Source organism: Echinicola strongylocentroti (assembly GCF_003260975.1).
GTDB classification, from domain to species: Bacteria; Bacteroidota; Bacteroidia; order Cytophagales; family Cyclobacteriaceae; genus Echinicola; species Echinicola strongylocentroti.
The window spans coordinates 3,619,624-3,630,970 of record NZ_CP030041.1 but is presented as its reverse complement, the minus strand read 5'-3'; the positions used below and the strand labels follow the sequence as shown (position 1 = coordinate 3,630,970).

Genomic DNA, 11,347 nt, shown 5'->3' with positions numbered 1-11,347 from the left:
CCCTTTTTTATATTTCTACGACCAAAACAAAACACCCCATGAAATCTGTCCTCTCTTTCTTATTCACCATTTTGGGTATTCTGTCTGCCACTGCCCAGAACTACCCTTCCAGAAGTAACGTACTCTGGGTAACAGAACCTGATCATTCCAACTGGCTTTATGAACTCGGAGAAGAAGCTAAAGTCACGGTCTCCCTTTATGAATTTGGAATGCCGGTGGCCAATGCAAAGGTCCACTATACGGTAGGACCAGAAATGCTTGATCCTGACACAGCTGGATTCATTGACATAAAAAACGGCAAAGGAACAGTCTCTCTAGGCACATCCAATGAACCGGGATTTAGGGACTGCTGGCTTACGGTCACACTTCATGGACAGACGTATAAGCACCATGTAAAGGTGGGTTTCGAACCGGAAAAGCTCCAACCGTACACCAATTTCCCAGATGATTTTGAAGCTTTTTGGAGCCAGGCCAAAAGGGAAGCTGCCCAGACACCGATGGAGGTCGAAAAGGTCTTCGTACCTGAATACTCCAGCAACAAGGTGAATTGCTACCTGGTCAAACTCCAAGCCTACCAGAAAGGCCAGCAGGTGTATGGCTACCTTACCGTACCCAAAAAAACAGGTAAATTTCCTGTAGTCTTTGCCCCGCCGGGCGCAGGTATCAAACCGATGAATCCGCTTAAGCATATTTTTTATGCCGAAAGTGATGTCATCAGGTTTGACATGGAAATCCATGGCATCCGTCCCGACCTGGACGGCACAACGTACAAGGAGATCAGTAAGGCATTTGGCAATGGAAACAACAGCTATCTGGTCAACGGACTGGATGACCGCGACAGTTATTATATGAAGAAGGTTTACCTTTCCTGTGTCCGTGCACTGGACTTCCTGACCACCTTGCCCTGATCACTGCTGGTCTGGACGATCGGGTCACCGCTTGTGCGGCTAACCACCCTGCGCTCAGTGACATGGCAGGTTATAAAGCTGGAAGAGCAGGAGGATACCCCCACCTTTTTAAGAACTTTGACGGTATGGACACGCCCGAAAAGCTCAAGACACTCGAGTATTACGATGTGGTCAATTTCGCCAAGCTCATCGACGTACCGGTATTTATGACTTGGGGCTATAATGATAACACCTGCCCTCCCACCACAAGCTATATTGTTTACAACTCCTTGGATACCGAAAAAGAGGCTTATATCACCCCTATCAATGAACACTGGGTATCAGAAAAAACCCGGAGGGTCATTCTGGACTGGATAAAGTCCACTCTAAAATAGAAAAAGAAATCAATCCCCACTTCACACCATTCTTTCAAACCGGTTTATCGTTATGAAGGCTATTTCTATTCTAAATTAACCCCAAAACACCATGAGAAAAACCATTTTAACTTCCCTTCTCTGTACACTTCCTGTATTACCTTTTTCACAAATCCTAAAACAGCCTATCCCAGACAAGCTGGTAGTCCTCACCTTTGACGATGCGCCAGCCAGTCATTACTCCGTGGTGGCACCTTTGCTCAGGCAGTATGGATTTGGGGCGACATTCTTTGTCTGTGAATTTCCTCCCAACTTCTCCGACAGCACCAAATACATGAACTGGCGACAGATGCAGGCGCTGGATCGGATGGGGTTCGAAGTGGCCAACCATACCAAGACCCATGCCCATGTCAATGAGCTGGACAAACGGCAAATCATCGAGCAGTTGGGATATATTGAGGACAAGTGCGATTCCTTGGGAATCCCCGCCCCAAGGAGCTTTGCTTACCCTGCTTACGACATCAGCGAGACGTGTTTTGAAGTCTTGGAAGAAAAAGGCTATGACTTTGCCCGAGCAGGGGGAAAGCGCGGATATGATCCTGTAAAAGACCATCCCTACCTGATCCCCAGCTGGGCCACCAAGGAAGACAACAAAGCCGAAATCATGGATGCACTGAAAGCAGCTAAAAATGGCAAGGTGGTAGTCTTAACCATCCACGGCGTGCCTGACATCGAACATCCTTGGGTAAACACACCTCCGGCTCTCTTTAAGGAGTACTTGCAATTCCTAAAGGATAATCACTATCAGGTGATTTCGCTTAGGGATTTGGCACAATACATCGACCCCGATGAAGCCAAAAAATCAATTGCGATCGATACAAGCAAACCTTACAAAAATTGAAAAGTGAAGGGGGGGGAATATCAAACACGAAGGGGATGGTAGGTGGTATGTAGCAGGTGGTATGTGGTATGTGGTATGTGGTAGGTAAATGGGCTGAATTCATTAGCTCTATGACTTCGCTAACTACGAGCAACCGTGCCCCATCGTCAACAATTCTTTTGACTATATGGATTTTTGCGTAACTTAATCACCGCTTACCAATTTTACTATCAATAACTTACGTTTCAACAGATAATCCTCCCCATACATGAAAAAGCTCAGCAAAAAAGATATCAAACAGGAAGTTTTTGATCTTTATGACGCTTATGCCCACAATAAATTAGAACGTCGTGTTTTTTTAGAAAAGCTTTCCGCATATGCGGTAGGAGGAATCACACTCGCTTCATTGACCAGTTTTTTGATGCCCAATTATCAGGACAATATTCAAATAAGCCAAGATGACCCCGCCTTAAAAACAGAAACCATCACCTATTCCTCTCCCAAAGGTGGCGGCAAAATTGCTGCACAGCTCTCCAGACCGGCCAATGCCAAGGGAAAACTCCCGGGAATAGTCATCGTCCATGAAAACCGTGGGCTCAACCCCTATATTGCCGATGTAGGCAGAAGGGCTGCCGACGCTGGCTTTATCACTATCGCACCGGACGCACTCACTCCTCTCGGAGGCTACCCGGGCAATGACGATGAAGGCAGGGCCTTGCAGCGACAACGGGACCGGGATGAGATGCTAGCGGATTTTATGGCGGCATTTGACTATCTCCGGGCAAGTGATGAATGTACCGGAAATATCGGTGTAGTTGGCTTCTGTTTTGGTGGCTGGATATCCAACATGATGGCTGTAAAAGTACCTAAGCTCAAAGCTGCTGTGCCTTTTTACGGTAGTCAGCCTCCGCTGGAGCTGGTTTCCCAAATCAACGCTCCCTTGATGCTTCACTATGCAGAACTGGACGAACGGGTCAATACCGGGTGGGAGGCTTATGAAAAAGCCCTCAAAAAAAATAACAAGCCCTACACGGCTTACTTTTACCCAAATGCCAACCACGGCTTCCACAATGACACCACTCCACGATACGATGAGGAATCGGCTAAACTGGCCTGGGAAAGAACCATTGAGTTCTTTAAGGAAAACCTGACCTAAGCATACTGAATCAACTTCTGTTTCTGAAGGCCACCAAAGCCCCCTTTGTGACTTCGAGACTTTGTGGCGCAAAATTAAGCCACGAAGGCGCCAAGCACTTTATAAAAAAAATCAGCGCAAATCATAATCATCTGCGTCATCAGCGTTCTATCAGCCCCAGCTATTCCGCTTGAGCCCCATAAAAAAGCAAAAAACCCCGGGTAAATTCCCGGGGCTTTCAAACGTTCGAAATACTCCCTTTTCAAACGTCAAAATAAACCCATTTGTATTAACGCTTACGTTAGCATTGTAATAAAGCAGATAGCTTGTTGCCATCGGCTGCTCTATTCTTAAGACAAAAATACCAAACACTCCCACCAAAAGTATTCTGTGCTATACTGAAAGGCATGCATTTAACCCGAAGAGCCATTCCCAGAATAATTGGAGGTTAAACCCGGAATATGCATTAACCTATCTGTTGCGACCTGAAACTGCTTCAAAATCAGCCGTTTCACTTTAGTTTTCAGCATAACCGTAGCGGTGCTACGCTAATGCCTCCAAACTAACTGATTTTCTTGCAATTTCAGCTCTCACTACGATTCCTAACGCATAATCCGGGCTAAACAACCGTTTCCCTTGAGGTTCCTATTATTAAAATTATCTTTCGGCCTCATTTTTAAGATTTTGGTTGCTTTTATGTCAAATAAAAAGCTTTTACCTTGAAGCTTCAGTAACCAAACGACAATAATAATGCACACAAAACTCATCATGACGGCAAGTGCCATTTTCTTATTTGGCTTGGGGATTGGGTTTACTTTTTTACCTAAAGAGCTTGCCCTTCATATCGGCTCTGGTCAGTCACCAGTGAGCATAATGATGCTACAGCTTCTCGGAGCCCTGTACATTGCTTTTGGCACCATGAACTGGATGCAGAAAAACAGCCTCATCGGTGGCATCTATAACCGACCATTGGTGCTAGGTAATTTTGGACATTTTATGATTGCGGGCATGGCCTTGATCAAGTTTGTATTTTCGGATTTCACCATAGCCCATTTGATGTGGGGGCTAGCTGTTATCTATTTGATTTTCGCCGTGATTTTTGGATCCCTTATGTTTAGAGGCCCTGTCTTGGAAAGTGACTCCAAATAGGGAATAAAAAAGCCAGCTCCCTGAAGGAAACTGGCTTTTACATGGATAAAACTCGTACTAATTCCCTTAGTATCCAGGGTTCTGCATGGCATCTTTTTCTGCCGCAGTCAATGGCTGGCCATTGATGATGAGCGCATCCAGATAACTCTGTGGCACTGGTCTCAGGATATGCCTTTCTGAAACATTGGGAGCTGCTTCTGGATTAAATGCCCTCGCACGCTGGAGCAATGTCCCTGTACGGGAAAGATCCACCCATCGGTGAAATTCTCCCAACAACTCTCTGGCTCGTTCATTCAACACAAAGTGTACAAACATGTCTGCCTTGGAGCCGACACTTTCAGGATAGATCTCCGTGGCAGCTTCTGGCGTCCCGGGCGTAAACACCGCTTCTGTCGCGATCATATCTTCCGCAGTACTGCCATTTTCCTCATAAGGCACTTCCTCAGCAAGATGGTACACCCTGCCCCTTTCTTCACCTGCCTGATACGCTGCTCTTTGCCTTACCTCATTGATGTATTGCAATGCTTGCCCATAATTCTCCATGCGGCCATAAGCCTCTGCCGCGATCAGATACGTCTCAGAAAGTCTGGCCAAAATCCCATCTCGTGTGCCTTTGGCATCATTGAAGTTGGTACGGAAGGGATCCAAGTACTTGGAAAGGGAAGGGTAGGTACTCAAGCCCCAGTCCGTGCCATCTGGCGTATTTCTTACTAGCATCAAAGGAGCGAAAGAATCCTTATAGTCATCTGTAAACCGCTGATCGCTGGCTTCATTGATCAAATAAATGATCGCTGTATCCCCTTGGGTGAATTTTGGCTGTCCCACCATTTCTGGACTTGGTGCATTGTCCGCTGTCCACTCAGGGATATTGTCACTGCTCAACGAAGCGATATAAGACGTCTTGATACTCTTGTAAAACCTGGAGTCATTCACTCGGTCAAAATTGTCCAACGCAAAATCAGTAGGCTTCAACCGATCAAACTCACGGCCATTTTCCAAATCCCTGGTCATGCCGGGGAAGTTACGGTAAATGGACAGGAAGTACATGTGCGTCTGGTTTCCATACCTACCCAGCAATGCTTGGTTATTATCAAACTGGGAAGAAAGGATGATCTCCGACAAGCTTTCATTGGGTCCATTTACTGCTGTATATTCGAAAATGTCCTGATAATCCGGAGCTAGTGACCTGCCCGAATTATTGATCACCTCGTCTGCAAAGTAAGCTGCGCTGTCCAGGTCATTGGCCTGGGTGATTTCTGCGTTGCGCTCACTGGCCCTGAAAAGGTAGGCTTTGGCCAGGTAATGCTGAGCGGCAGATTGGGTAATCCTCCCTACCTGCGAAGCCGTAGGAGGCAAGAGCTGCTCTGCCCTTCTCAGGTCACTGATGATTTGGGCCATGTTTTCGGCCACAGTGGCACGGGGAAAATCAGCTTCATCACCTTCCGTAGGTGTCAGCTTCATCGGTACCGCACCAAATTGCTCCACGAGCTTCAGATAATTAAACCCTCTCAGAAACAATACCTCACCTAAGCGAGTATCTCTGGTGGTAGCGGAATTAGGGTCGGTATATACCTCTGGAATATTCTGGACACCAATATTGCAGACATTGATCTGCGCATACATATTGTCCCACAAAGGCCGTAAATCAGTCTCTTCTGCGGGATTGAGCAGGCCGGTGTAGGTATTATACATTACATGATTTACACCACCCCCATTCGTGAATTCATCCGTACCGTAGTTGGTCAATGCATAAGACCACTCGTAATTATGGTGAAACCGGAGCCCTTCATAGGCACCATTGACCAATTCTTCAATTCCTTCAGGCGAATTGTACCTCTCCTGGGTCAGGGTAGCGACCATTTCTTCCTGCAGGAAATCCTGACAAGAAAAGAGGCTACCGGCTGCCAGTGCTATGATGAAGATATTCTTTTTCATAATATTCAGGTTTTAGGGGTTTAGAAAGTCATGTTCAGACCAAACACAAAACTTCTCGTCGTAATGCTGGATGCACTTGGATTGGAGCCGCCGATCTGATAGCTGCTGTCCGGGTCGATGAAGTCTGTTTTTGAAAACAGGAATGGATTCTGCACCTGTGTATAGAGCTTCAAATTGCTCATGCCCCATTTCCCAATAATGTCCTGTGGGAAGGTATATCCCAGTGAGATAAAACGAACTTTCACAAATGATCCATCTTGGTAGTTCATCGCACTGTAATGAATGGGCTGACCGCCATTATTGTAATCGGCTCTTGGATAGGCATTGGTAGGATTGGTGGGTGTCCAGTAATCGATGACCCTGGAAGCATATCTTCCGGACATGTCCACCGCCCCCCCTTGAACCAGGTATCCCCATCTGGCATAGACAAAAGCCGATAGTTCAAAGTTCTTATAGTTAAAGGTGTTGGTGATACCACCCGTCCATTTTGGTGCCGTCTGGCCCAGGATCATCCGGTCATTATTGGGATCTATTCGATTATCACCGTTGACATCTTGGACACGGATATCACCTGGCTCGTAATCTGAGCCATTTTCGCTGTATTGCTCCAATAAATCCGCATCGTTCAACTGCCAAATACCTATTTTATTATAGTCATAATAAATACCAAGGGGTTGGCCAATAAATAGCTGGTTCACCACATCGTCTTGCTTTCCATTTGCCAGTTCGATGATTTCGTTTTTATTTTTGGAAAAGTTGATATCAGTGGTCCAGCTAAAGTCATTCTTGTCGATATTCAATGAGGACAAGGTCACCTCCACCCCGCTGTTTCGTACTTTCCCGGTATTGATGGTGATATTGCTGTATCCAGTTACCGAATTTGGTGTTTTATCAAATAGCAGGTCATAAGTATCAGCAGAATAATACTCTACACTACCATACAAACGGTCTTTCCAAAGACCAAAGTCCAAGCCGAAATTCCACTGCTGGGTTTTTTCCCATCCAAGGTTTCGGTTAGGCAAAGCTCCCTGAGCAGAGCCCTTTGGGTTTCCGGTTACATAACCATTGGCAGGATCACTTCCGAAGACATACGGCACCTGCACCAATCCTCCAGCGGTTCCATATGGCCCTACTGTCTGGTTACCTACAGTACCCATCCCTACTCTTAATTTCAACTGGTTTACCCAATTCACATCTGACATAAAGGCCTCATCGTGGATCTTCCAACCCAATGAGAATGAAGGAAAGAAATCCCATTTATTCCCTTCACTTAATACAGAAGCTCCATCTGAGCGTCCCGTCAAAGTAAGCAAGTATCGGTCTTTATACGAGTAATTGAACCTGGCCATGTAGGACATGAGGGTTCGCTCAGAAAAACCAGACCCCCAGCCGTCCAAAGATCCACGGTTGGTAGAGCCGAGATTGTACCACAACTGACTGTCATAAGGCAGGTCGGAAGCAGTCATATCTGAGCTTTCAGTTTTCCAATATGAAGAACTCTGTAAGAACGTAGCGTTTAATGTATGGTCACCAAATACCTTGTCATAATACACGAGGTTTTCCCATGTCCAAGATAGCTGTTGGTTTTGTCCTAGCCTTGCATAATTGGTAGAAGAGGCTGATCCTCCACCCCGTAGACTGGATTCGGCAGACTGAAACTGTCCATTTCTATAATTTCTGATATCCGGACCAAAGATCGTTTTCACCCTTAATCCTTCGGCCAATTTTGCCTCCGCAAAAAAGCTACCGAATGCGCGAAGGGTGGTTCTCTCATTGATCACATAATCGCCATCCTGAATCGGATTGACGATGTTCGGGTCACCGCCTGGGTTAAAGATATAGTTCCCATTGGCATCATAGGGTTTGGCATAAGGCAATTGGCCCAGTGCTGCTTCATAAATGGTTCGCCCGCCTCTGGAGCCTCCAGCTGAATAACCATAATTCTGGATGCTGTAGCTAGCATTGATAGAGCCACCCAGCTTCAACCAATCCACTGCCTGAATTTCCAGGTTTACCAATGCATTGTACCGTTTGTAATCTTGGCCGACATTGGTACCGGTCTGGTCCAAGTAGCCACCAGAGACAAATGCCTTGGTCTTTTCATTTCCCCAGTTGGAGCTAAGGTTATAGGTCTGGGTAATCCCCGTCTGCTCCACATAATCCGTCCAATCGGTCGTTTCCAGTCTACTGGGGTCATATGAAGGGACTTCCGAAACGCCCCACATTTCCTGCTCAGCAGCAGTAGTAGGACGCATGGAGGGGATTAGGTTTTCCCGGTCCACCCAATCATAGCCATTGGCGATATTGTTCCACGCCGTAGCATCGGCCCCAAAAAAGTCAAAATCATCTTCTGGATTGGGATAGGCGGTACTGTAAGCTCCTGCACCACGGGCCGCATCTCTTCTGTAATCTGCATAACCAGGAGCATCATAGTAGTCGGCCAAGTTTCTCAAATTCTGCACCATCATGGACGCATCAAAATTGATCTGCGCGCGGCCATCCTTGCCTTTTTTGGTGGTAATCAATACCACACCATTGGCTGCTCTGGATCCATAAATAGCAGAAGCAGAGGCATCTTTCAGCACCTCTATGGACTCGATGTCATTAGGATTAAGCATCTCTATCCCACCAGACTGGAGGGGAACACCGTCCAATACATAAAGGGGATCGTTTTCACCTGCTACAGTACGACTACCTCTAATCCTGATGGAGCCTACTTCCCCTGGGCGGGCGTTACTGGCGATGTCCACCCCCGCAGCTCGTCCTTGTATCCCTTGAAGGGCATTTTGGATTGGTGTCGCTTTCAGTTCTTCTGAAGACACCTGTGAAATGGCCCCGGTAATATCACTTTTCTTTTGGGTACCATACCCCACCACGACCACTTCGCCGAGCTGCTGGAGGTCTTCCTCCATGGCGATGTCGATCGCTGTACGAGAACCCACCGTGATCTCTTGCTTTACATAACCGATGGAGCTCACAACCAACACCGTCTCATCACTTGGAACATCTAACGTAAATTTACCGTCCAAGTCTGTCACTGTACCAGAACCAGTACCTTTGATCAGGATATTGACACCGGGCAAGGTTTCTCCAGTAGCCGCAACAGTTACTGTTCCCGTGATGGTCTTATCCATCTGATCAACGCTCATCTCCAGACTCCTTGAAGTACTGGAAGCCAGGGCATGGGACGACCATGCTCCACTCACTCCCACAGCTCCAAAAGCCATTGCCATCAACGCCCACTTTTTGGTGTTGATGCGGTTTTTTGGGGTTTGCTTTTTTCTCATTGTATGTTTATTGATTAAAATCGTTTCCAACTCCACAGAAAATGGACACTTCCTGCTCATGTGAATTGCTAAATCACCATTCAGCCCGTTTTGGGCAAGTTGAAAACGAATGTACCCTTGGGAAAAAAAATCCTTGTGCTGTACTATACTGGTTATAAACACCTTACAAAAGGCGATAAAAAAATATAAGCTCAGCAAACAACTCCAAACCTAAAATATTATTCTACCATCCAATCAAAAACCCAAAACATCACATACAGTTTCTAAAAATACCATCATTGAGCTCTCGGCCAACTGTTATGAAGTGTCCTGCATACACCTATGTGCTGGGAACTTTTAAGGAAATCCTTGATATACCTACCAAAAATAGTTTGATTACACCTTTCGGGTAAATGCAACAAAGGACTTTTAAGTCAAATACTTGCCTTTCGACTTTAGTTTATCCTGAACTTACACGTACTGAACTGATCGTAATGTCGAAGGGGCAGGGTGACCTCCCTTATGCTCACTAACTTACACTAAACGGCATTAAACCCGGAATCAATGCCGTTTAGTTAAGGGCATTTCCTCCTTTTCATATACCTAAGAGGTCTTTTTTTGATTGACTTTGGCTGGGGAAACCTGATCATCTTGGTGGGTTTTATCCTTTTCCTTTTTTCCATTGATGAAAAAAGAAAGAAAAAAATCTAGGCCGGTGGTATGCCTTTTAAAATGGAACATGGATTTACCCTGCGACCGAGATCCGTCACCCATTTTAATTTCCACCCGATGGCTACGACCTAAAAGTGAGTGGGTCTCGCTGTTCCACGACGCGAGCCAACTCACTTTCTTAACGACCTCCACCATCGGCTGGAAAACAGGCATACCAAGGGCCGTAATAAGGAAGCGATACCTTTTTTGGCTCAGGGGGCTTATAGTTCTCGCTCAACTTGGTTACTTAAGAAAATATACCACTACATGGAATAATGATGATAATTTATCCATAAGAAACTTATTAATCGGATCCGCCTTGCAGGTATTGGGCGTTAAGAAATTAAAAAGCGGGTGGGCAAAAAGGCAGGCTTGTTTGACGAAATGCTGCCCAAAAAGAATGTTGGCAGCTCAAGAAGGTTTACCTGCCTTTAGATAGGCCTGCTTGGCTTTAGACAGGAGGAGTTTGCCTGCATGAGGGGAGGTTTTAATTTTAGGCCAATAGATGCACAGCGGCGGGGTTTTTTGGTTACTTTTTTGACCTGAAGCAAAAAAGTAACAAAGGTAAAGGGGTGAAAAACACCTAGGAATTTAGCCAGAAAAATAACTGCCCAAGGAAAAAATATAGAACCCATATTCTCCAGATACACACTAACTAAACGGCATTGAACCCGGAATATGCATTAGCCTATCTGTTGCGACCTTAAACTGCTTCAAAATCAGCCGTTTCACTTTAGTTTTCGGCATAACCGTAGCGGTGCTACGCTAATGCCTCCAAACTAACTGATTTTCTTGCAATTTCAGCTCTCACTACGATTCCTAATGCATAATCCGGGTTAAAAGAAAACACTTTTCGTATAGGCGTAGCTATCATCCGTGCCGCTGGCACTCCTTCTGGTGACTGAGAAGATCTCAAACCTCCTGCGAATAAATCCGCAGGTTACAAAATTTATCGTGCCGCTGGCACTTTGCCCCGAATTGTGCATTGGTAATCACATTAAACACATAGG

At 45.9% G+C, this 11,347-nt stretch carries 6 protein-coding genes and 1 pseudogene; 4 read left to right on the top strand and 3 right to left on the bottom strand.

Translation table 11 applies throughout. The features are described from left to right. The first annotated feature begins 38 nt into the window (after positions 1-38). From DN752_RS24930 to DN752_RS14140, 4 genes and pseudogenes are all read left to right on the top strand, one after another. Positions 39-1,282, top strand: a pseudogene (locus DN752_RS24930) (acetylxylan esterase). A 91-nt stretch (positions 1,283-1,373) separates the two neighbouring features. Beyond that, positions 1,374-2,162 carry a polysaccharide deacetylase family protein gene (locus DN752_RS14150; protein ID WP_112784553.1) on the top strand — a complete coding sequence of 263 codons (789 nt, stop codon included), beginning with the start codon at positions 1,374-1,376 and terminating at the stop codon, positions 2,160-2,162. 247 nt (positions 2,163-2,409) lie between these two features. Further along, complete coding sequence (locus DN752_RS14145) at positions 2,410-3,297, top strand: dienelactone hydrolase family protein (protein ID WP_112784552.1); 888 nt, start codon at positions 2,410-2,412, stop codon at positions 3,295-3,297. A 729-nt stretch (positions 3,298-4,026) separates the two neighbouring features. After that, a complete protein-coding gene (locus DN752_RS14140; RefSeq protein WP_112784551.1) occupies positions 4,027-4,425 on the top strand; it encodes a hypothetical protein in 399 nt (132 codons plus the stop codon). Positions 4,426-4,491: 66 nt separating this feature from the next. On the opposite strand, the gene DN752_RS14135 is transcribed toward DN752_RS14140, so the two are convergent. The 3 genes from DN752_RS14135 to DN752_RS24495 all read right to left on the bottom strand — a co-directional run bounded on the left by DN752_RS14135 (position 4,492) and on the right by DN752_RS24495 (position 10,511). Then, entirely contained in the window at positions 4,492-6,360 is a 1,869-nt protein-coding gene (locus DN752_RS14135; RefSeq protein ID WP_112784550.1) for a RagB/SusD family nutrient uptake outer membrane protein, read from the bottom strand. Positions 6,361-6,380: 20 nt separating this feature from the next. Beyond that, entirely contained in the window at positions 6,381-9,647 is a 3,267-nt protein-coding gene (locus tag DN752_RS14130; RefSeq protein WP_112786557.1) for a SusC/RagA family TonB-linked outer membrane protein, read from the bottom strand. 582 nt (positions 9,648-10,229) lie between these two features. Next, on the bottom strand, positions 10,230-10,511 hold the full coding sequence (locus tag DN752_RS24495; RefSeq protein WP_162633220.1) for a hypothetical protein: 282 nt from the start codon (positions 10,509-10,511) through the stop codon (positions 10,230-10,232). Between the last annotated feature and the right edge of the window lie 836 nt (positions 10,512-11,347).

Coding starts and splice junctions, on each gene's coding strand:
- DN752_RS14150 (WP_112784553.1), top strand. CDS start 1,374: ATGAGAAAAACCATTTTAACTTCCCTTCTCTGTACACTTCCTGTATTA.
- DN752_RS14145 (WP_112784552.1), top strand. CDS start 2,410: ATGAAAAAGCTCAGCAAAAAAGATATCAAACAGGAAGTTTTTGATCTT.
- DN752_RS14140 (WP_112784551.1), top strand. CDS start 4,027: ATGCACACAAAACTCATCATGACGGCAAGTGCCATTTTCTTATTTGGC.
- DN752_RS14135 (WP_112784550.1), bottom strand. CDS start 6,360: ATGAAAAAGAATATCTTCATCATAGCACTGGCAGCCGGTAGCCTCTTT.
- DN752_RS14130 (WP_112786557.1), bottom strand. CDS start 9,647: ATGAGAAAAAAGCAAACCCCAAAAAACCGCATCAACACCAAAAAGTGG.
- DN752_RS24495 (WP_162633220.1), bottom strand. CDS start 10,511: ATGCCTGTTTTCCAGCCGATGGTGGAGGTCGTTAAGAAAGTGAGTTGG.